This is a genomic window from Streptomyces sp. NPDC048248 (genome assembly GCF_043201875.1).
GTDB lineage: Bacteria > Actinomycetota > Actinomycetes > Streptomycetales > Streptomycetaceae > Streptomyces.
Window position 1 is genome coordinate 83,412 of the sequence record NZ_JBICZL010000004.1, and the last position, 21,227, is coordinate 104,638.

A 21,227-nucleotide genomic window follows, 5' to 3' on the forward strand; every position below is an offset into this window, starting at 1 on the left:
ACGCGAGCAGCCCGACACGTCGAACGGGCCGGGGTTGCCCACCTTACGCCCGCCCACCGACACCCCGCGGCCCGAGCGGATACGGGCCCGGGGCCCCCGGCGGCCAGGAGTCCGCACCGCGGCCGGCGGCCCGAGGCGAGGGGACACCCCCGCCCGCCGCCGCTCCACGGTCCGGGCGTCCACCCACCGAGAAGCCCCGTTCCGCCCGGTGACCCCACATGGAATGGTGTCGGCTACACACAACTGCGGAGGGGGCCCGGTGAGCCGCACCACGAGGAACAGCGCCAGCACCACGGACCGGGAGACGGACTGTCCGGACCCCACCGGCACCGCGGCGGGAGCGGCCGGCACGCGCAGGCGCGGCCCGGTCGTCGCCGCCCTCATGCTCGGCATGGCCCTCGCCGCCCTCGACTCCACGATCATCGCCACCGCGATCCCGCAGATCGTCGGCGACCTCGGCGGCTTCTCCGTCTTCTCCTGGCTCTTCTCCGGCTACCTGCTCGCCGTCACCGTCACCCTGCCCGTCTACGGCAAGCTCTCCGACACCTTCGGCCGCAAGCCGATCCTGGTCACCGGCATCGTGCTCTTCCTCGTCGGCTCGCTGGCCTGCGCGGGCGCCTGGAACATGGCCTCCCTGATCGCCTTCCGCGTCCTGCAGGGCCTGGGCGGCGGCGCCCTCCAGGGCACCGTCCAGACCATCGCGGCCGACCTCTACCCGATGAAGGAACGGCCGAAGATCCAGGCGAAGCTCTCCTCGGTCTGGGCCACCTCGGCGGTCGCGGGACCCGCCCTCGGCGGCCTGCTCGCGGCCTACGCCGACTGGCGGTGGATCTTCCTGGTCAACCTGCCCGTCGGCGCGGTCGCCCTCTGGCTGATCCTCCGCCACTTCGTCGAGGACCCGCGGCGCGGGACGGGGAGCGAGGCGGGGGCGCCCGTCCGCCGCGCCCGTGTCGACTGGCCCGGCGCGCTCGCCATCTTCGCCTGCGGCGGTCTGCTGCTGACCGCCCTGGTGCAGGGCGGCGTCGCCTGGCCCTGGCTCTCCGCCCCTTCGCTGCTGCTGTTCGCCGGCAGCGCGGTGTGCGCGACGGCCACCGTCCTCATCGAACGCCGCGCCGCCGAACCGATCATCCCCGGCTGGGTCTGGCGCCGCCGCACCATCGCGGCCGTCAACCTCGCCCTGGGCGCCCTCGGCCTGCTGATGGTCGCCCCCACCGTCTTCCTGCCCACCTATGCCCAGTCCGTCCTGGGCCTGGGCCCCATAGCCGCCGGCTTCGTGCTCTCGGTGATGACCCTGAGCTGGCCGGTCTCGGCCGCGTTGAGCAGCCATGTCTACAACCGCATCGGTATCCGCAACTGTGCGGTCATCGGCATCGGCGCGGCCGGGCTGATCCTGCTCGTCTTCCCCCTGCTGCCCTACCCGGGCGCCGCCTGGCAGCCCGCCCTGATCATGCTGGCGCTCGGCGCCGCCCTCGGACTCTTCCAGCTCCCTCTGATCATCGGCGTGCAGTCCTCCGTCGGCTACGCCGAGCGCGGCACCGCCACCGCCTCGATCCTCTTCTGCCGCCAGGTCGGCCAGTCCATCGGCGCTGCCCTCTTCGGCGCCGTCGCCAATGCCACGCTCAACGACCGCCTGGCCCACGCCCCTCGGGAGATACGCCCCGGGCTGCCCGGCGACCTCGACGCCGTCTCACACGCACTGGAGCGCGCCGGCTCCCTCACCGCCCACGCCACCGACTACCTGCGGCGGGCCGTCGACACCACCGTCGACCACGTCTACCTCGGCGCCGTCGCGGCCGCCGCCCTCGCCCTGACCGCACTGCTCCTGCTGGCGCCCCGTCACTTCCCGGTGCACGCCGACGCCCGCACGGCGCGGGAGACGGCGGAGGACACGGACGGCGGGCCGGGCACCCCGGGAACCGCGATCGCCTCGGGCGCCACGGACGTCCCTGGCTCGGGAGCCTCGGCGAATGCCCCCGAGGCCGGCACGGGTGCCCGGGCCGGGACCACGACCGGGGTGAAGGACGGGGCCGCAGCGGTACGGGCCGAGCCGACCGAAGCCCAGGCGGGGCACCCGGGCGAGGCGGCGGCTCAGTCCTGAATGCGGGGCAGCTCGGTTTCCAGGGTGTCTTCCTCGTCGGGGTCCACGGGAGACCTGGTGTCGGCCGGCCCCGCCTCCTCTCCGTCGTCGAGCCCGGCGTCCGCGTCCGCTGCCTGTCCGGTTCCCGTGTCCGGCCCGGTAGGCGTGCCCGAGACGTCGCCGTAGTCGGAGGCGATGTCCTCGTTGTAGTCGTAGACGCTGTCGACGTCGTAGTCGTAGGTGTAGGCGTCCTTGCCGTCCTCCTCCGGGGCTCTGCCGTGCTCCGCTTCGGGCTCCTCCTCCGCGTCGCCGACGTCCGCTCCGTCAGCGACGTCCATGCCGCCGTCGTCGGCGTCGTCGGCGTCGTCGGCGTCCCGGCCGGTCGGGTCGTCCGCGGCCAGGGGCCCGCGCTCCCGCTGCGGGGCCGGCGGAGGCACCGTCGCCGCCCCGGGCCCGCCGGCGGCTCCGTCGCCGGCAGCGGAGGACGCCGCCTCGGGCGCCACTCCCGGCAGCCACTCCTGCACCACCCCGGGCCCGGCCTCGCCGTCCTCGGCGCTCGCCTCGGCGAGCGTCGCGAGGCTGTCGCACACGTGCGCCATGTGGGCCCTGACCTCCTCGCGCTCCTCCTCGTGCTCGCGCAGGATCCGTTCCGTCGTGCGCTCGATGCGCTCCACCTCGGCGCCGGCCTGGGCGAGCAGCTCCGCGCCCCTGGCCTCGGCGTCCTCCTGCGCGTGCCGGAGTGCCTCCTCGGTCTCGGCGTGCTCGCGCCGGCACGCGTCGAGCCGGGCCTCGCCCTCCGCGTCGAGTTGCTCGATGCGCCGGTCCAGCTCCGCCTCCCGGTCCGCGAGTTCACGGCCCGCCGCGTCCCACTCCTCGGCCTGCCGGTCCTCCTGCTCCTCATACAGCCGCGCGGTGCGCCGGCGCACCTCATCGAGCTCCCGGCCCGCCTCGCCGCGCCACTGCTCGGCGTCGAGGGTGGCCGCGTCCGTCAGGGCGGCCGCCTCGGCCCAAGCCGCCTCCTGGACGTGCCGGACATACGCGTCCGCCTCGGCGTACAGCGTGTGCGCCGCCTTGTCCGCCGCGTCCCGGACCTCGTCGGCGTGGACCGCGGCTTCGTCGCGGGCCCGCTCGGTCGCCTCCGCCGCCTCGGCCAGCAGCCGGGCGGCCTCGGATTCCGCGGTGGTCAGGATCAGCTGGGCCTGTTCGCCGAGGGATTCGTACCGCTGCGGCGGCATCTGCGCCAGGTACGCGCGCAGTTCCGTCAGCTCCGCCGCCATCTCGTTCGACAGGACGGTCAGCCGCGCGGCACGCTCCCAGCACGAGTCGCGGTCCACGGAGAGTCCCTCCACGCGCCGGTCGACATCGTCCTGCCGGTAGCCACGTCCTCGTACGGTCTCGAACCCGTGAGGCGAAACCGATGCACTCATCCCTCAAGCCCCTCTCCGCCGCGCACAGCAGTCGCGCGGTCCCGCACGGTTCCGCACAGTCCCGCGCACATCTTTGTGGATCTGCCCGAAGCGGCCCTATCGCGACACTCCGCCCATCTCATCCCACCAGGATGCGTCAATTGTCGCCGGAAGTCGGAATTGGCTCATCGTTGCGCAAGGCGCGGAAGAGTCGCCGCGCCGCGATGTCGTCCCACAGCAGCACGGATCCGGAGCCCGGGACGGACACGCCGGAGCCCGAGAGCGGAACCGTCGTCGCCGCGCCGTCGCCCCCTGCGACGCCCTTCATCGACCAGCCGAGACCGGCCAACTCCCAGACGCCCGAGCCCTCGTCCACGGTCATCGCGCCGAGCGAGGCATCCAGCACCGACACCAGCCGGAAGGGGTTGAGCAGGACTCCAGGGCCGAGCATCTCGCTCGCCACCGCGCTGATCAGCTGCCGCTGCCGCTTCACCCGTCCGAGGTCGCCCGCCGGGTCGCTGTAACGGGCGCGTACGTACGCCAGTGCCTGGGTGCCGTTCATCTCCTGGCACCCCGCCCGGAAGTCCGCCCCCGACTTCTCGTCCCGCAGCGGCTTGTCCGGGCACAGCGTCACCCCGCCGAGTGCGTCGACGACCTGGACGAAACCGAGGAAGTTCACCTCGGCGTAGTGGTCGATGCGCAGTCCGGTGGCCTGCTCGACGGTCCGGGTCAGCAGCTTCGGCCCGCCGTCCGCGTACGCCTCGTTGAGCTTTCCCCTGCCGTGCCCCGGCACCGGGAGGTAGCTGTCGCGGGGCAGGCTGACCAGCGAGGGCCCGTGGTCGCCGGAGTGCAGCAGCATCAGGGTGTCGGTGTTGCGGCTCCCGCTGTTGCCGACATGCAGCTCCCGCCGCTGTTCGGGCGTCAGCCGGGCGCGGCTGTCCGAGCCGATCAGCAGCCAGTTCGTGCCCTTGCCCGCGGCCGGACGGCCGGCGTGGCCACCCAGCGCGTCCACATGGCGCACCTGCCTGCCGGCCCACACGTACAGCACCGCCGTGCCGGCCAGCAGAAGCACGACCAGCGCCAGCAGCGTCACCAGGATCCGCCGGGGCCAGGACCAGGTGCGGTGCCCGCCGGGCGGCGCCGGGTGCCGTCGGCCCTTGCGCCGCCTCCGCCCGGCCCGGTACAGCGTCGTCGACGACTGCGGCGACGGCGGTGGCGGCTGACCCATGTACGCATGATCCCGGCGCCCGCTCCGGCCCGCAGGCGGAAGAGCGGCAGGTAGCCGTACGAGTGAGGGCGGACCACCCGTCAGGAGGACGGCGCCCGGAGGGATCCGGCAGGCCGTCGGCGGACGGCCCGGCCCTCGCCGAGGCAGGCGGGTGGGTGGGCTCCGAACGGGCTGCACCGTCGAACCGGCAGCCCGGAACCGGGTCCGGGACGGGCGGCTTTTCCTGACCGCCCGTCACCAGCTCCCGAGGGCGGGCGTTACAGCAACCCGTCCCACATCTGCTCCAGGAGCACCGACCACCAGGTCTCCGGCGAACCGAGCGCCGGCGGGTCGAGCGCCACCAGCTGCGCCTGGAAGTCGACGGTCCAGCGGCCGGCCTGTTCGGGCGTCAGCCCGAACCGCAGCCGCCACATCCGCCCCAGCATCGCCAGGCAGCGCACGAACTCCGGCAGCCCGGTGTTGACGAACTGCGGCGCCGCGGGCTGCCCGCCCGGGCCGCCCTCCATGGGGATCGCCACGATGTTCGCCGTGCCGTACTGCACACACAGCTGACGGCCGAAGTCGTTGCCCATCACCAGATACGAGCCCGCGTCCGACGCCGGCTGCACCATCCGCTCCGCCGCCAGCTCCGCCAGCGTCGGCACCGGGCGTCCCGGCTGCGCCTGCGCCCAGAAGAACGGCCCGAAGTCGACCGGCAGCCCGGCCCACACCAGCGTCTGGGCGACCACGTCCGGTACGCCGTGCCGGGAGACCGCCCGCTGATCGAAGCGGAAGATCCCCTGCGGGCCGAAGGACTGCTCCAGCTCCTGTCCGATGGCCTGCGGCGGCACCGGCGGCGCCTGCTGCACCTGCGAGGGATGCGGCAACGGCGCCCGCACCGGAGCCGGCCGCGCCGGTCCGTCCGCGACCTGGTGCAACTCGCCCTGATGCTCGATGAGATGACGCACGCCCTGCTGGCGCGAGGCATGGTCCCTGCCGTACGCGGCGGTGTGGCTGATCCGCACCTGCGGCCAGTTGTCCCGGACCATCCGGGCGCAGTAGCCGCCCGGCAGATCGCAGCACTCCAGCTCGGTGTGCAGCTCCAGCACCTGCTGCGGCGGGATGTTCATCCCCCGCAGCTCGTGCAGCAGCTGCCACTCCGGGTGCGGCAGACCGGGCGCCGAGCGGCGCACGATCTTCTGCTCGGAGCCGTCCGGCGCGCGGTAGCTCAGCACCGCCATGTAGCCGGGGCCGACCGTCGGCAGGCCGCTCGGCGCCGGCGGATAGCCGTACGCACCCGGGCCGCCGGGACCCGGCGCACCGGGCGGGGCCTGCGGGCCCGGAGCCTGCGGGGGCACCGGTGCACCGGGAGGCGGTCCGACGGGCCCGGCCGACGGCGGCATACCGGGGCCGCCGGGGCCTTCGGCCAGGGCCGCGCCGTCGGCGAGCATCGTCGCCGCGGCGTGCACCCCGCCACCGCCACCGCCTGCGGCGGGCGGCGCGGGCGGGGCGGACGGCGGCGGGGGCGGGCCGCCCTGGCCGGAGCCACGACTGCCCGCTGCGGCCCCGGGCCTGCCGGGCGGCCCCGGAGGCTTGGGCGCGCCGGGCACCCCGGGGGGCGCGGGCGGCGGCGGCACCCCGGGGCCGCCCGCTCCGCCCGGACCGCCGGAGGCGCCCGCGAGCTGATTCTGCAGGGCCGCGCCGTCGGCGAACATCGTCGCGGCCGCGTGCACCCCGCCACCGGGCGGGCCGTCCGAGCCGGCAGCGCCGGAGCCGGGCGCTTCGCCGTTCCCGGGGCCGTCCACCGCGCTGAGGTCCAGGTCCGCCGCGTCGAGCTGCGACACCATCTGGGTCGGTACGTACCCACCGGCCGGCGCACCGGACGCGCCGGGGCCGGACGGCGTGGGACCGCCGGGCGCAGGTACCTCCGCCTTGCTCGTCTCGGCGTTCGCGATCTCCGCTGGGCCCTGGCTCCGGCCGGCGCCGGGGATGCCGGGCGCACCGGGAGGCGGCGGCCCCGCGGCGTTGCCGGGCAGCGAGGAGCCGTCCGCCAGCATCGTCGCCGCGGCATGCACGCCCGCGGGCGGGGCAGGGGGCGGCGGCACGCCGGGGCCGGGCACGCCGGCCCCCTCGGGCGGCGGCACATCGGCGGCCGGCGGACCGGACGGCGGCGGCAGATCGGGCAGGGCGGGCGCCACCGGCGGGGCGGGCGGCATCGGCGGCGGCGCGGGCGGCCCGCCCGGGCGGCCCTGACCGGCGGCGCCGTCCTGGCCCTCCGGCCCGCCGGTCCCCGGCACCTGCACCGCGGGCGCGACCTGGGTACGCGGCAACTGACTGCCGCCGCGCAGCAGTTCGGTCTTCGCCTCCGGCCGCGTGCGCGGCGGCGGAGCGTCGTCGTTCTCGTCGAGATTGGCGAGCGGCGGCGCGAACACCGTGGCGGGCAGATCCACCGAACGGTCGTCGGCCCCCGCGCCACCGGTCGTGTCCGCCGCGGCCCACGGCGTCTCACCGGACGCCTCCGCCGCACCGTGTCCACCGGCAGCAGGACCCGGCGCCGCGCCGGCCTCATCGGCCCGCGCGAACGCGCCGGAACCGCCGTCGACCAGGCCGTCCTGCGCCCCGGCACCGTTCACGTTGACGCCCGCCCAGGCGTCCGTGGCGCCCGAAGGAGCCGACGCTGCCTCGGGCTCGGGCGCCGCGGCGGCCGGCGCCGCGCCCCCGTGCTGCCGCCGGTCCGGAATGCCGATCGCGTCCGCCGCCTCCTGCAACCACTCGGGCGGGGTCAGCAGGAACGACGTGGCCTCCAGATCGATCCGCTGCGGCGGCGGCTCGGCCGCGCCGTGCCCGCCGTCCGCCGCGGAGCCGTACTCCTCCTCGTAGCGCCGGATCACCTCGCCCACCGGCAGCCCGGGCCACAGCGTCGTCTCGCCGCTGTCCCGCGCGATCACCAGCCGGCTGCGGCCGCCGTCGCCGCGCGGGCCGCCCTCGCGGTCCTCGGCCCAGGCCACGAAGCCCAAGTCGAACTCCCGCACCCGCACCTCGCGGTGCTGCGGCGCCGGCACCTCGCCGTTGACCCAGCGCTCCGCGCGCTCCTGCGCCTGCGCGAACGTCACCATCGCGCTCACCCCTCCACCGGAACGGCGTGCGCGAAGCCGCCGTCCACCATCAGGTTCGCCACGGTCTCCAACTCCGGCGGATTGCCCGCCAACCGCTGCAGGAACTCGTCGAAATCCGCACCGCACGGCAACAGCAGCCGCTCCACCCGCTCCTGCACCGACCAGCCGTCCCGGTCCCGCGCATCGTCGTACGGGCAGAACCACACCGACCCCAGCGCCTCGCCGCGCACCTTCACCGCGACCACACCGCCCTGCACGAACGCGACACCCAGGTAGTCCTTGGTGAAGTGATCCCGCAGGCACTTGTTCACGTAGACCAGATCGTTCACCGCCGCGTCGTCACGCACCGTGAAGAACGGCTGGTCGACCAGCAGGCCCAACTCGGCGTCCAGGGCCGCGCCCACCGGCGCGCACCCGCCCGCCGCCTTCAGGAACGCGCGGTAGGCACCGGGCAGCCGGTAGCCCAGTGCCTCTTCGGCCTGCGCCAGCTGCTCCTCCCCCACCGACAGATCACGCAGCGGCAGCTTGAAGTGCACCGGCCGGGTCTCCTGCAACGGCCGCGTGCCCCGCTTGCCGTGCTCCACAGCCGTCGTCGCCAGCCCGCCGTGATGCCGCAACAGCGCCTTCACCTCGACGGGAACCAGCTCCATCCGCCGGGTACCCGCGACGTGGTGCCAGGTCCAGCCGTGCGGCGTCGCCACCGCCGGTACGTCCACCCACAGCTCGTGCCCCTGGGCGTGCAGCGCGGCATTCGCGGAGACGTAGTCCGTCAGCCGCAGCTCGTCGACCCCGAAACCCTCCGGCGGCTCGGCGATCTCCGCCGCGGCACGCGCGTACGGCGAGAACTCCGGGAATCCTCTCCCGTCCATCCGCACACCCGCCGGATACCGCGCGGCGCGGACCGGATCCGGAAAATGCACGACCTGCCCGGCATAGGCGGTGTTCGGTGGCGCGGGTTGCCCCCCGGCCTGAGGGCCGGGAAGTGCCCCCAGCCCGAGCCGACCTGTCGTCATCGCGTCTGCCCCCTGGCTGAAGCTGGCTTTGACGCACAGCCTATGCCGTGCCGCAACACCCTCCCCCCGCGCCCGCCCCCGCCCGTCAGCCCGCCGACACGCCGCCGTCACCCCCCGGCCCCGCGCCCCCTACCCGCCCGCGCACCACCCCGCCCACCAGCCCCGTTGCCCGTGCAGCAGACGGACTGTCACACCCCAGTGACATCACCGACAGCACCTCCGACTACCGCAACGCCCAGCACATTTGGCAGGCTGACCCCGCAACCGGGGGATTGCAGGGAGGGAAGCACGACCATGAGCACCACCGCGCACCACACCGCCGCCAACGGCGACCCCCGCATCGGCTGGAGCGGCACCGCCGACACCGATCGGGCCCCCGCGCTGCGCCACCGCCGCGACGGCATCCTCCCCACCGTCGGCGCGGCCCTGTCCGTACGCGGACAAACCCTCACCTGCACCGCGGGCAAGGCGGAACAGCCCCCCGCCCTGCACCCCCTCGTCCAGGACTTCCTCGACACCCTGGGCACCGCACAGCGCGAACGCTTCACCGGCCGCTGCCCCGAAGCCGTCCTGCTCTCGCGCCACCTCACCTCCGTCGAGGCCGGCCGCGGCAAACGCGCCTCCCGCAAACCGCTCACCAACGGTGAGGCCCGCCGCTCCCTGAAACACTCCAAGATCACCGCACGTCACATCCGCGAGGACGGCGACCCCCGGCACGGCAGCTACGCCCCGCCCTGTCGCTCCTGCGACGCGCTCCTCGCCCACTTCGGCGTCATGCCCGTCGGCGGCACGACACCCAACGGGAGCTGACCGCCACCATGCCGCCCGCCACCCCGCGCGCCTCCGCCGTCCCCGCGCCCGCTCCCCCCCACGACCGCGCCGGCTCCACCCGCTTCCCCCCGGCCGTCGACATCGCCCTCCAGGAAGCCGGCTGGCAAACCGGCCGCTGGGACATAAAGCAGGCAGAGCACTGGGCCGACTCCCTCCGCGCGCATTCCTCCCCCGCGGGCCACCGCCACACGGTCTTCCCCGCGGCGGTCGAGGCCTGGGCGGAGTTCGGCGGACTGCGCATCGCCGGGCCGGGGCCCGGCCGCCACATCGCCCCCACGCCGTTCATCATCGACCCCCTGCACGGCCTCCACCTCGCCCGCACCCTCGGCGACCTCGGCCGGGCCCTCGACACGCACGTCGCGCCCCTCGGCAGGGAAGAAATCCCCACGCCCGACGGCGCCCCCACAGGCCAGGCGATCCTCGCCATCGACGCCGAAGGCCGCGTCTACAGCCTCGACCACACCGGCGACTGGTACCTCGGCGCGAACATCGACGTCGCCCTGGGCACCCTCGTCCTCGGCACCCGCCCCAGCAGGCTCACGCTCGCCGGCTGACCGCGGACCCACCGGGCGACGAGCCCGCCCGCCCTGCGCCGCCGGGACGCCGCGACGTCGACAGCCCCGCAAGCGGGTCCCGGGACGCGCCACCCACGAGCGCCGTCACCGAGCAGCGTCAGCGCTGCGGCATTACGCCGCTCCGCGGCACGCGGGCACCACCGCCGACACCCGGAAGCCCCCCGCCTCCGTGGGCCCCGACACGAAGACGCCGCCCAGGGCCGTGACCCGCTCCCGCATCCCCAGCAGACCGTTGCCCCCGCTGGGCAATCCCGCGTCGGTCGCCCCACGCGCCGACGGACCGTTCTCCACCTGCACCGCCAGCTCGCCGACCCGGTGCGCCACCCGCACCCGCGCCCGCGCACCGGGCGCGTGCTTGTGCACGTTCGTCAGCGCTTCCTGGACCACCCGATACACGGTCTGCTCCACTCCCGGCGGATAGCTACCGGCGGCGTCCCCGGCCTCCGCGGGCTCCGCGGCCCCGTCGTCCGCCGCGCCGTCCGCCCCCTGCACGGAGAAGTCCACGACCATCCCGGCCGCCCGCGACTGCCCCACCAGCTCCCCCAGCTCCGCCAGCCACGGCCCCTCCCCCTCGGGCTCACCTGTCGCCGGCTCCGGCCCGGGCGCTTTGGCGCCCCGCACCGCGGCACCGGCCATCGCCGCCTCGGACGACGACACCGGCGCCCCCGCCGACGACCTCACCTTCGCCTGCGACGCCACCGCCACCAGCCGCTCCGGCGCGTCCGACGCCGGGGCCCGTACGGCCGATCCGTCGGCCGTACGCAGCACCCCCAACATCTCCCGCAACTCCGTGAGCGCCTGCCGGCCCATGTCCCCCACCAGCGCCGCGTTCTTCGACGCCTTCTCGGGGTCCTTCAACGCCACCGCCTCCAACGCCGCGGCATGCACCACCATCAGGCTCACCCGGTGCGCCACCACGTCGTGCATCTCCCGCGCGATCCGGGTCCGCTCCTCGTTGCGCGCCCACTCCGCGCGCTCCTCGGCACGGTCCGCCAGCAGCGACAGCTCCCGCTCCAGGCCGTCCGCCCGCTCCCGTAGGCTCTCCACCAGCCGCCGTCTGGCCCCCACATACAGGCCCCACAGCACCGGCGGCGCCGTGACGACCAACCCCACGGCCACCGCCATCGCCGGGACGAACCACACCGGCGGGTTGAAGTCCTCCTGTGACGCCACGTCCTGCCGCATGCTGAGGAAGGTCGTGATCAACGTCCCCACGACGGTCATCCCCGCCAGGAGCGCCGTGATCCGACGCGGCACATCCGAGGCGGCGAGGGTGTACAGCCCCACCACGCCCAGCAGCGCGCCCATTTCCGCCGGCATCACCGCGATCGACACCAGCACCACCGCGATCGGCCACCGCCGCCGCACCAGCAGCACCGGCCCCGCCACCACGCCGAGCAGCGTTCCTGCCGCTTCCGGCACCTGCGCCTCCTGCGCGAAGCGCGCGCCTTCCAGCACGCACTCCACCGTCGAAGCGAACGCCAGGAAGACATCCAGCACGGCGCTTCGCCGTCGGGGCCACCACCACGGCCCGGCCGTTGGCGCGCCTCTCACACCCGGTCCTGCACTTGCCCCCGTTGCGGTCATACCGACCAGCCTACGGGCGGTCGCACCCATTCCCCCGAGGAGTTCCCACCACGTGCCGGACCCGTTACGAGCCGTTACCGCCGGATACCCCTCGAACTATGGAATCGCCCGTATTTCCGCCCCCGCCGGCCCGCCCGCACGGCAACCTGCTCCCGTGACCGCCCCCTTCGACGACACCCCCGGCGAACTCCATCGGCGGCGCCCGGCCGTCCGGTGGCACACCGGAGAGGGGCGCAGGGGTTTCCCTGCGGTCCGGGTGCTACAAAGTGCGGGGCTATACCGTCGCATCGAAGGCCGGCGGTACGGCATAGTGTGGGAAGCCGAGCGGCTGGACTGACGCACTGTCCGGTTTGGCTCGCTATACCATCCCCTGTGGTGTAATTGGCAGCACTGAGGCTTTTGGTGCCTTATGTCCGGGTTCGAGTCCTGGCAGGGGAGCCCAGCAATATCCGGGTCCTGACCACCAGGTCAGGACCCGTCCGCGTTTCGGCTTCAATACGCCCCGGTATCCTTCGGGTGACCACCACCCGAAGTAGCCAAGAAGCCGAAGGGCATCCCCGTGAGCGCCAACCGCCCGGCAGCCGTCGTCGTTCTCGCAGCGGGTGAGGGAACCCGCATGAAGTCGGCGACCCCAAAGGTCCTGCACGCGATCTCCGGCCGCTCCCTCGTCGGCCATGTCGTCGCCGCCTCCCGCGAGCTGGACCCCGAGCACCTCGTCGTGGTCGTGGGCCACGCCCGTGACCAGGTACAGGCGCATCTCCTCGACGTCGACCCCGGCGTCCGCAGCGCCGTGCAGTACGAGCAGAACGGCACCGGACACGCCGTCCGCATGGGCCTGGAGGAGCTGAGCGACGACGGCATCACCCTCGACGGCACCGTCGTCGTGGTGTGCGGCGACACCCCGCTCCTGACCGGCGAGACACTGCGGACCCTGAGCGAGACGCACGCCGCGGACGGCAACGCCGTCACGGTGCTTTCGGCCGAGGTCCCCGACTCCACCGGCTACGGGCGGATCGTGCGGGACGGCGCGACCGGCGCGGTGACCGCGATCGTCGAGCACAAGGACGCCACCGACACGCAGCGCGCCATCCGCGAGATCAACTCGGGCGTCTTCGCCTTCGACGCGAAGCTGCTGACCGACGCGCTGAGCAGGGTGCGCACGGACAACAGCCAGGGCGAGGAGTACCTCACGGACGTGCTGGGCATTCTGCGCGAGGCCGGGCACCGGGTCGGCGCCGCGGTGGCCGCGGACCACCGGGAGATCCTGGGCATCAACAACCGCGTCCAGCTGGCGGAGGCACGCCGTCTGCTGAACGAGCGGCTGCTGGAGCGGGCGATGCTGGCCGGCGTGACGGTGGTGGACCCCGCGACCACCTGGGTGGACGTGACGGTGGACTTCGAGCCGGACGCGGTGGTGCACCCCGGCACGCAGCTGCTGGGCGCGACGGTGCTGGGTTCGGGCGCCGAGGTGGGCCCGAATTCGCGGCTGACGGACACGGTGGTCGGTGAGGGCGCGGTGGCGTCGTTCACGGTGGCCGAGGGTGCGCGGATCGGCGCGGGCGCGAGCGTGGGCCCGTATGCGTACCTGCGCCCGGGGACGGTGCTCGGCGAGCGGTCGAAGGCCGGCACGTACGTCGAGATGAAGAACGCGTCGATCGGCGAGGGCACGAAGGTGCCGCACCTGTCGTATGTCGGAGATGCGACCATCGGTGAACACACGAATATCGGTGCGGCGAGCGTGTTCGTGAACTACGACGGCGAGGCCAAGCACCACACCACCGTCGGGTCGCACTGCAAGACGGGGTCGGACAACATGTTTGTGGCTCCTGTCACGATCGGGGACGGCGCGTACACCGCCGCCGGCTCGGTCATCACCAAGGATGTGCCCCCGGGTTCGCTGGCGGTCGCGCGAGGCCAGCAGCGGAATATCGAGGGTTGGGTCGCGCGCAAGCGGCCCGGAAGCGCGGCTGCGCAGGCCGCTTCGTCCGCTCGCCAGGAGTCCGCAGGCGAGCGGTGACCGTGCAACGGGTGCGCCGTGCGGGGCGTACCGTGATTAGCGCACGCAAACAGGGATTCGAGGAGATTTGCTGTGACCGGGATCAAGACGACCGGCGAGAAGAAGCTGATGCTCTTCTCCGGCCGCGCCCACCCCGAGCTGGCCGAGGAGGTCGCGCACCAGCTGGGTGTGGGCCTGGTCCCGACGAAGGCGTTCGACTTCGCCAACGGTGAGATCTATGTCCGCTATCAGGAGTCGGCGCGCGGCGCTGACTGCTTCCTGATCCAGAGCCACACGGCTCCGATCAACAAGTGGATCATGGAACAGCTGATCATGATCGATGCGCTGAAGCGGGCCTCGGCCCGGAGCATCACCGTGGTCGTGCCGTTCTACGGATACGCGCGTCAGGACAAGAAGCACCGCGGCCGTGAGCCGATCTCGGCGCGGCTGATCGCGGACCTGATGAAGACGGCGGGCGCGGACCGCATCGTCACGGTCGATCTGCACACGGATCAGATCATGGGCTTCTTCGACGGCCCGGTGGATCACCTCTTCGCGCTGCCGGTGCTGGCGGACTATGTCGGCGCGAAGGTCGACCGCGACAAGCTGACCGTGGTCTCGCCGGACGCCGGCCGGGTGCGGGTTGCGGACCGCTGGTGCGACCGCCTGGGCGCGCCGCTGGCGATCGTGCACAAGCGGCGCGACAAGGACGTGGCGAACCAGGTCACCGTCCACGAGGTCGTGGGCGATGTGAAGGACCGGGTGTGCGTCCTGGTCGACGACATGATCGACACCGGCGGCACGATCTGCGCGGCGGCGGACGCGCTGTTCGCGAACGGCGCCTCGGACGTGATCGTGACGGCGACGCACGGCGTGCTGTCGGGTCCCGCTGCGGACCGGCTGAAGAACTCGAAGGTGAGCGAGTTCGTGTTCACGAACACGCTGCCGACGCCGAGTGAGCTGGAACTGGACAAGATCACGGTGCTGTCGATGGCCCCGACCGTCGCGCGGGCGATCCGTGAGGTCTTCGAGGACGGTTCGGTGACGAGCCTCTTCGAGGAGCAGTGAGTTCAGCTGTGACGTAGGTCGGCATTGATCGACTTGGGGGCGGCCTTCCCGCCGGGTAGACTCACGGAGTTGCTCGGCGAGGGAGGCCGCACTTCTTTGTGCGGCTGGTCCGTTATCGACGCGCTCTTCGTAGCAGGTCTGTCGTGGGCCGGGTAACGGTCAGCAGTTTCCTGAGATACGAGGAGTGCAGTCATGGCTGAGGTCAAGATCGCCGCTGAGGTCCGCAGCGACTTCGGTAAGGGCGCGGCCCGTCGTACGCGTCGCGAGAGCAAGGTTCCGGGCGTGGTCTACGGCCACGGTGACAAGCCGCAGCACGTCAAGGTCGACAGCCACGCGCTGATGATGGCCCTGAAGACCCCGAACGTGCTGATCCGTCTGGACGTCGACGGCAAGGACACCCTGGTCATCCCGAAGGCCGTGCAGCGTGAGGCCATCCGCGGCTTCCTCGTGCACGTCGACTTCCTGGCCGTCCGCCAGGGCGAGAAGGTCACCGTCGAGATCCCGATCCTGACCGAGGGCGACCTGGCGCCGGGTGCGAACCTGCTCGAGCACCTGCTGAACACCCTGCCGGTCGAGGCCGAGGCGACCCACATCCCGGAGTCGGTCACGATCTCCGTGGCGGGCCTGGACGCCGGTGACTCGGTGCAGGCGAAGGACGTCACCCTGCCGGCCGGTTCGACGCTGGCCGTCGAGGACGACGTCGTCGTGCTGCAGGTTGTCGCGGCGCAGGCGGAGGCTCCGGCCGAGGAGTCCGCCGAGGCGGGCGACGAGGCCGAGCAGGCCTGATTGCCGTAGCAGTACAGCGCTCTGTCCAGCCGCTGCCGCGCGCCTTTGGGTGCGGGGTGGCGGTTGGGCTGTTTCATGGGCAGTGGCCCGTGACCGGCCGCTCGGTACGCGGTGGGCGGCGGGCGGTTGACGGGGTTCGGTGTGGTGGCGGTTGTGGGAGTGGGAGAGATGACGGACGCAGATCCGTGGCTTGTGGTGGGGCTGGGTAATCCGGGGCCGGAGTATGCGGCGAATCGCCACAATGTCGGTTTCATGGTGGCGGACTTGCTGGCGGAGCGGATGCGGGGCCGCTTCAAGGCGCACAAGTCGCGGGCACAGGTGGTGGAGGGCCGCGTCGGCGCGCCGGGGCCCGCGGGCCGTCGGGTGGTGGTGGCCAAGCCGATGTCGTTCATGAACGTGTCGGGTGGGCCGGTGACGGCCCTGCGGGACTTCTACAAGGTGCCGGTGTCCAACATCGTGGTGATTCATGATGAGTTGGACATCGATTACGGTGCGCTGCGGTTGAAGTCGGGCGGCGGCGACAACGGGCACAACGGGTTGAAGTCGATCACCAAGTCCTCGGGGCCGGACTATCACCGGGTGCGGTTCGGGATCGGGCGTCCGCCGGGGCGGATGCAGGTGGCCGACTTCGTGCTGAAGGACTTCTCGTCGGCGGAGCGCAAGGAACTCGGTTACTTCGTGGACCGTTCGGCGGACGCGGTGGAGGCCCTGGTGATCGAGGGTTTGGAACGGGCGCAGAGCACGTACAACACCTGATCCGGACAACGTGGGTCAGGCCCTGACGAACCGCAGGTGACAGGTTGACCGACCGCAGTCGGATGGCCAAGGATCGCCGGCATGCCCAGTAGCACTACGCGCACCAGTTCCGTCCGCCGCAGCCGCACCCGGCGGGCGGGTGAGAGTGCCTATGGCGCGTTGCTTGTCGTACGGACGGTGCTGATGGGGTTGTTGGCGCTGCTGCTGTTGGCGGCGGGGGTGTGGACGTCGTGGAACACCGCCCAGTACGCGATGCTCGTCAAGGCGCAGGAACGCGGCACGATGACGGTGGCGCGCTGTGAGGACGACAAGTGCACGGGTCCGTATGTGCCGACCGAGGGGGACGGCAAGGCCCGGCCGAAGGTGTCGATCGTGGAGGCCGCCGCGCCCGACGAGGGCCAGCGGGTCGAGGTGACGGTCGAGCCGGGGACGGCGCATGCGGTGCGCACCGGGCCGGCGGGGATTCTGCACGCGTGGGTGCCGTTCGCGGGAGCCCTGTTGCTGGCCGCGTTGGTGGTGGCCGGTGGGATGCGGCTGCGGCGTACGGCGTGGGTGATGGGCTTGTGCGGTGCGGTGCTGCTGGGAGCGGCGTTCGCGGCGCTGCAAGGGATTTAGGCAGAAGCCGGGGTTCCCGGTTCGGCAGACGGCAGCGGCCCGTCCCTTCGTGAGAGGGGACGGGCCGCTGCCGTGTGGTGTGTCTGTCGTGGCGCGGTGCCGGGTCAGCCGGTGTTGCGCAGGCCGGCGGCGACGCCGTTGACGGTGAGCAGCAGGGCGCGGGCGAGGACCGGGTCGGCCTCTTCGCCGCGGGCCGCCGCCTCGCGCTGACGGGCGAGCAGGGACACCTGGAGGTAGGAGATCGGGTCGAGGTAGGCGTCGCGGATGTGGAAGGTCTGCTGGAGAACGGAGTTGGAGTCGAGGAGTTCGCTCTCGCCGGTGATCCGCAGGACTTCCTGGACCGTGAGCTCGTGCTCGGCCTTGATGACCTCGAAGACGTGCTTGAGGTTGTCGGGGACGAGGGTGTCGACGTAGTGCTGGGCGATCCGCAGGTCGGTCTTGGCCAGCGTCATCGCGACGTTGGACAGGAAGTTGCGGAAGAAGTGCCAGTGCTCGTGCATCTCGTCCAGGACGCTGTCCAGCCCGGCCTCGCGGGCGGCCTTGAGGCCGGTGCCGACGCCGAACCAGCCGGGGACGATCTGGCGGGACTGCGTCCAGCCGAAGACCCACGGGATGGCGCGCAGGCCGTCGAGTCCCGCGCCGCTGTCGGGACGGCGCGAGGGGCGCGAGCCGAGGTGGAGTTCGGCGAGCTGGTCGACGGGGGTGGAGGCGAAGAAGTAGGCGGGCAGGTCGGGGTCCTCGACGAGCCTGCGGTAGGAGCCGTGGGCGGCGTCGGAGACGGTCTCCATGGCCGCGTCCCAGCGGGCGAGGGCCTCGTCGGACTGGCGGGGCTCGGTGTGCAGGGCGGAGGCCTGCAAGGTGGCCGCGACGGTCAGTTCGAGGTTCTCCCGGGCGAGGGACGGCACGAGGTACTTGTCGGAGATGACCTCGCCCTGCTCGGTGACCTTGATCTCGCCTTCGAGGGTGCCGTAGGGCTGGGCGAGGATCGCGTCGTGGGAGGGGCCGCCGCCGCGGCCGACGGTGCCACCGCGGCCGTGGAAGAGACGCAGGCGTACGCCGTGCCGGTGGGCCACGTCGCGCAGCAGGCGCTGGGCGCGGTGGATCTCCCACTGGGAGGTGGTGATGCCGCCGAACTTGGAGGAGTCGGAGTAGCCGAGCATGACCTCCTGGACGTCGTCGCGCAGGGCGACCAGGCGCCGGTAGGAGGGGTCGGACAGCATCTCGTCGAGGAGCTGGTCGGCGATCTTCAGCTCGTCGGTGGTCTCCAGGAGCGGCACGATGCCGATCTTGGCCCAGCCGGCGTGCAGGTCGATGAGGCCGGCCTCACGGGCGAGCACGGTGGCCGCGAAGACGTCGTCGGAGCCCTGGCACATCGAGATGATGTAGGACTCGATGACCTCCGGTCCGAAGGTCTCCTTGGCCTTGACGATGGTGCGGAAGACGCCCAGGGTCTTCGCGCCGGCTTCGTCGAGGGGCGCGGGGGTGGGCGCCAGGGGCCGGCGCGAGCGCAGTTCCTTGGCCAGGAGCTTGCGGCGGTAGTCGCGCGGCATGTCGACGTAGCGCCAGGACTCCTCGCCGAGGCGGTCGAAGAGCTGGCCGAGGGCGTGGTGGTGGGCGTCGGCGTGCTCGCGGATGTCCATGGTGGCGAGCTGCAGGCCGAAGGCGGAGATGGTGCGCAGGGTGCGCTCCAGGCGGCCGTCGGCGACCAGGCCGCCGCGGTGTTCGCGCAGCGAGTTCTGGATGAGCGCGAGGTCGTCGAGGAGCTCCGCGGTGCCGAGGTAGTCGCGGCCGGGGACGTGGGGGGTGTCCCCGGCGAGGCGCTCGCGGGTGTTGACGAGCTTCTGCTGGATGCAGGTGGCCTTGAGCCGGTAGGGCTCCTCGGAGTTCAGGCGCTTGTAGCGGGGGCTGATCTCCGGGATGAGTTCGAGGTCGCGGCGGAGGGACTCCAGGAGCTCCTCGGTGGCTCCGCAGTTGCGAATGGAGTTCGACAGGGCGCCGCGCAGTTCGTCGACGTGCTCCAGGGCGTCGGTGATGCCGTGCTCGTGCTGGAGGAGCAGGACGTCCCAGGTGACCTGGGGGGTGACGTTGGGGTTGCCGTCGCGGTCGCCGCCGATCCAGGTGCCGAAGGTCAGCGGGCGGGTGCCGGCGGGCAGCTCGGTGCCGGCGCGCTCCAGTTCGGCGGCCAGGTCCTCCAGGACATCGCCGACGGCGCCGCGGCCGAGCTCGTCGAGGTAGTAGATGGCGTTGCGAGCCTCGTCGGTGGGCTCCGGGCGGGCGACGCGCAGCTCGTCGGTCTGCCAGATGAGGTCGATGTTCTCGGCGAGGCGGAGATCGGCGCGGCGTCGCTCGGCGGAGTCCGTGAGGTCCAGCAGCTCGGCGACCTTGCGGAGCTTGGTGAGGACGGAGCGGCGGGCGGCCTCGGTGGGGTGTGCCGTGAAGACGGGGCGGACGCCGAGGTGGCGGGCGGTGTCGCGCAGGTGCTCGGGGTCGGCGTCCTTGAGCATGTCGGCGGTGCGGGCGAGGATGCTGCCCTCCGCGGCCCGGCGGGAGCGCAGCTCGCGGCCCCGGTAAACCTGCTCGGTGACGTTCGCGAGGTGGAAGTAGGTGGAGAAGGCGCGGACGAGCTTGGCGGCGGTGGCGAGGTCGGTGTCGCCGAGGAGCCGGGCGGCGGCTTCACCGTCGGAGCGGGTCAGCGCGCGGACCCGCTCGACGAGGTCCAGGAGTTCCTGGCCCTCCTGCCGGAGGAGGGTTTCGCCGAGGAGGTCGCCCAGGCGCCGGATGTCGGCGCGCAAAGCGACGTTGTCCTTGTGGTCGCTCACACCGCTGCTGTCGCTCTCGACGCCGGACCGGTCGTACCGGCCGGACTGCGTGGACGCGAGGTCGGCGGAGGTGTTGTCGGCACTGCTCACAGGTGCGGCTCCTTGCAGTGATTGAGCACGTCTGATTAGCGGGCGGGTTGCGGACCGCGCTGTCCGACGTCCCCAGGATAGGTCTCCCCAATCTCGGCGGATCACACCGTCCGATTGCTGGGCATCATTGCTATCGGCGCAGGTGTGAGCCCTGTCACGCCGCGTCCGCGGTACGGTCACGCCGCGTGTGGGGCGGTGTCACGGCCTTGCTCGTGGCGGTGTCGCTGCCATACTTACGAAACCGTAGGTTACGGTCCCGTAGCCGTAGCCGTGCCCCCGAGCCCCCCGACGAGGGACACCACATGACCGCAGGACCAGAGACCGCCGAAGAGTCACCGATCTCCGCCGGTACACCGCTTCCGTCCGCCACGCTCGGCGGTGACAGCAAGGGATCCGTCGAACAGATCACGCTGCTGTTGTTCATCACGGTGCCGTTCGTGGCGCTGCTCGCAGCGGTGCCGCTGGCCTGGGGGTGGGGGGTGAGCTGGCTGGACCTGGGGCTGATGGTGGCGATGTACTACATCGGCTGCCACGGCATCACGATCGGCTTCCACCGCTACTTCACCCACGGCGCCTTCAAGGCGAAGCGGCCGCTGCGCATCGCGCTGGCCGTCATGGGCTCGCTGGCGGTGGAGGGGCCGCTGGTGCGCTGGGTGGCCGATCACCGCAAGCACCACAAGTTCTCTGACGCCGAGGGCGACCCGCATTCGCCGTGGCGCTTCGGCGAGACCGTGCCGGCCCTGATGAAGGGCCTGTGGTGGGCGCACATCGGCTGGATGTTCAACGAGGAGCAGACGCCGCAGCACAAGTACGCTCCGGACCTGATCAAGGACCCCGCGCTCCGGGCCGTCTCCCGTCAGTTCGTCCTCTGGACGGTGGTCTCGCTCGCGATTCCGCCGCTGGTGGGCGGTCTGGTGACCTGGTCCTGGACGGGCGCGCTGACGGCGTTCTTCTGGGGCTCCCTGGTGCGGGTGGCGCTGCTGCATCACGTCACGTGGTCGATCAACTCCATCTGCCACGCGGTCGGCAAGCATCCGTTCAAGTCGCGCGACCGCTCCGGGAACGTGTGGTGGCTGGCGGTGCTCTCCTGCGGGGAGTCCTGGCACAACCTGCACCACGCCGACCCGACGTGCGCGCGGCACGGCGTGCTGAAGGGTCAGCTGGACTCCAGCGCCCGGCTCATCCGCTGGTTCGAGAAGGCGGGCTGGGCGTACGACGTCCGGTGGCCCAGCGCGGCGCGTGTCGAGTCCCGGCGCAAGGACAAGGCCGCTCAGGCTGCATGATT

General features: G+C 72.6%; 15 protein-coding genes and 1 tRNA gene. 10 read left to right on the forward strand and 6 right to left on the reverse strand.

What is annotated here, in order from left to right; genetic code table 11:
- Nucleotides 1-382 precede the first annotated feature (382 nt).
- Nucleotides 383-2,098, forward strand: a complete 1,716-nt coding sequence (locus ACGFZW_RS09270) for an MFS transporter (RefSeq protein WP_393892823.1) — start codon at nt 383-385, stop codon at nt 2,096-2,098.
- Here ACGFZW_RS09270 and ACGFZW_RS09275 read toward each other — a convergent pair.
- From ACGFZW_RS09275 to ACGFZW_RS09290, 4 genes are all read right to left on the reverse strand, one after another.
- Entirely contained in the window at nt 2,089-3,504 is a 1,416-nt protein-coding gene (locus tag ACGFZW_RS09275) for a cellulose-binding protein (protein ID WP_393892448.1), read from the reverse strand. The two genes, ACGFZW_RS09270 and ACGFZW_RS09275, sit on opposite strands and share 10 nt — an antisense overlap.
- A 136-nt stretch (nt 3,505-3,640) precedes the next feature.
- The gene (locus ACGFZW_RS09280) at nt 3,641-4,711 is read right to left on the reverse strand and encodes an LCP family protein (RefSeq protein WP_393892449.1); all 1,071 of its coding nucleotides are present in this window, start codon (nt 4,709-4,711) and stop codon (nt 3,641-3,643) included.
- A 257-nt stretch (nt 4,712-4,968) separates the two neighbouring features.
- Entirely contained in the window at nt 4,969-7,806 is a 2,838-nt protein-coding gene (locus tag ACGFZW_RS09285; protein ID WP_393892824.1) for an SUKH-4 family immunity protein, read from the reverse strand.
- Nucleotides 7,807-7,811: 5 nt separating this feature from the next.
- Complete coding sequence (locus tag ACGFZW_RS09290) at nt 7,812-8,819, reverse strand: SMI1/KNR4 family protein (RefSeq protein WP_393892450.1); 1,008 nt, start codon at nt 8,817-8,819, stop codon at nt 7,812-7,814.
- 294 nt (nt 8,820-9,113) lie between these two features.
- Between ACGFZW_RS09290 and ACGFZW_RS09295 the strand changes: the two genes are divergently transcribed.
- Both ACGFZW_RS09295 and ACGFZW_RS09300 read left to right on the forward strand, forming a co-directional pair.
- Entirely contained in the window at nt 9,114-9,629 is a 516-nt protein-coding gene (locus tag ACGFZW_RS09295; protein ID WP_393892451.1) for a YwqJ-related putative deaminase, read from the forward strand.
- An 8-nt stretch (nt 9,630-9,637) separates the two neighbouring features.
- Nucleotides 9,638-10,204, forward strand: a complete 567-nt coding sequence (locus ACGFZW_RS09300) for an SUKH-3 domain-containing protein (RefSeq protein ID WP_393892452.1) — start codon at nt 9,638-9,640, stop codon at nt 10,202-10,204.
- A gap of 132 nt (nt 10,205-10,336) precedes the next feature.
- Here ACGFZW_RS09300 and ACGFZW_RS09305 read toward each other — a convergent pair whose 3' ends face one another.
- Nucleotides 10,337-11,812 carry a sensor histidine kinase gene (locus ACGFZW_RS09305; protein ID WP_393892453.1) on the reverse strand — a complete coding sequence of 492 codons (1,476 nt, stop codon included), beginning with the start codon at nt 11,810-11,812 and terminating at the stop codon, nt 10,337-10,339.
- Nucleotides 11,813-12,178: 366 nt separating this feature from the next.
- Between ACGFZW_RS09305 and ACGFZW_RS09310 the strand changes: the two genes are divergently transcribed.
- The 6 genes from ACGFZW_RS09310 (at nt 12,179) to ACGFZW_RS09335 (ending at nt 17,033) form a co-directional block, all read left to right on the forward strand.
- Nucleotides 12,179-12,250 (forward strand) — tRNA-Gln (locus ACGFZW_RS09310).
- 121 nt (nt 12,251-12,371) lie between these two features.
- Nucleotides 12,372-13,829 carry a bifunctional UDP-N-acetylglucosamine diphosphorylase/glucosamine-1-phosphate N-acetyltransferase GlmU gene (gene glmU / locus ACGFZW_RS09315; protein ID WP_393892454.1) on the forward strand — a complete coding sequence of 486 codons (1,458 nt, stop codon included), beginning with the start codon at nt 12,372-12,374 and terminating at the stop codon, nt 13,827-13,829.
- A gap of 72 nt (nt 13,830-13,901) precedes the next feature.
- The gene (locus ACGFZW_RS09320; protein WP_393683161.1) at nt 13,902-14,876 is read left to right on the forward strand and encodes a ribose-phosphate diphosphokinase; all 975 of its coding nucleotides are present in this window, start codon (nt 13,902-13,904) and stop codon (nt 14,874-14,876) included.
- Nucleotides 14,877-15,068: 192 nt separating this feature from the next.
- Nucleotides 15,069-15,662, forward strand: a complete 594-nt coding sequence (locus tag ACGFZW_RS09325) for a 50S ribosomal protein L25/general stress protein Ctc (protein ID WP_393892455.1) — start codon at nt 15,069-15,071, stop codon at nt 15,660-15,662.
- 168 nt (nt 15,663-15,830) lie between these two features.
- A complete protein-coding gene (gene pth / locus ACGFZW_RS09330) occupies nt 15,831-16,418 on the forward strand; it encodes an aminoacyl-tRNA hydrolase (RefSeq protein WP_393892456.1) in 588 nt (195 codons plus the stop codon).
- Between the two features lie 81 nt (nt 16,419-16,499).
- Nucleotides 16,500-17,033: a hypothetical protein gene (locus tag ACGFZW_RS09335; protein ID WP_393892457.1), complete on the forward strand. Its 534-nt coding sequence runs from the start codon at nt 16,500-16,502 to the stop codon at nt 17,031-17,033.
- Between the two features lie 104 nt (nt 17,034-17,137).
- Here ACGFZW_RS09335 and ppc read toward each other — a convergent pair whose 3' ends face one another.
- Complete coding sequence (gene ppc, locus ACGFZW_RS09340) at nt 17,138-19,852, reverse strand: phosphoenolpyruvate carboxylase (protein ID WP_393892825.1); 2,715 nt, start codon at nt 19,850-19,852, stop codon at nt 17,138-17,140.
- Nucleotides 19,853-20,244: 392 nt separating this feature from the next.
- On the opposite strand from ppc, the gene ACGFZW_RS09345 reads away from it, so the two are divergent.
- Entirely contained in the window at nt 20,245-21,225 is a 981-nt protein-coding gene (locus tag ACGFZW_RS09345; RefSeq protein ID WP_393892458.1) for an acyl-CoA desaturase, read from the forward strand.
- The last annotated feature ends 2 nt before the right edge of the window (nt 21,226-21,227 follow it).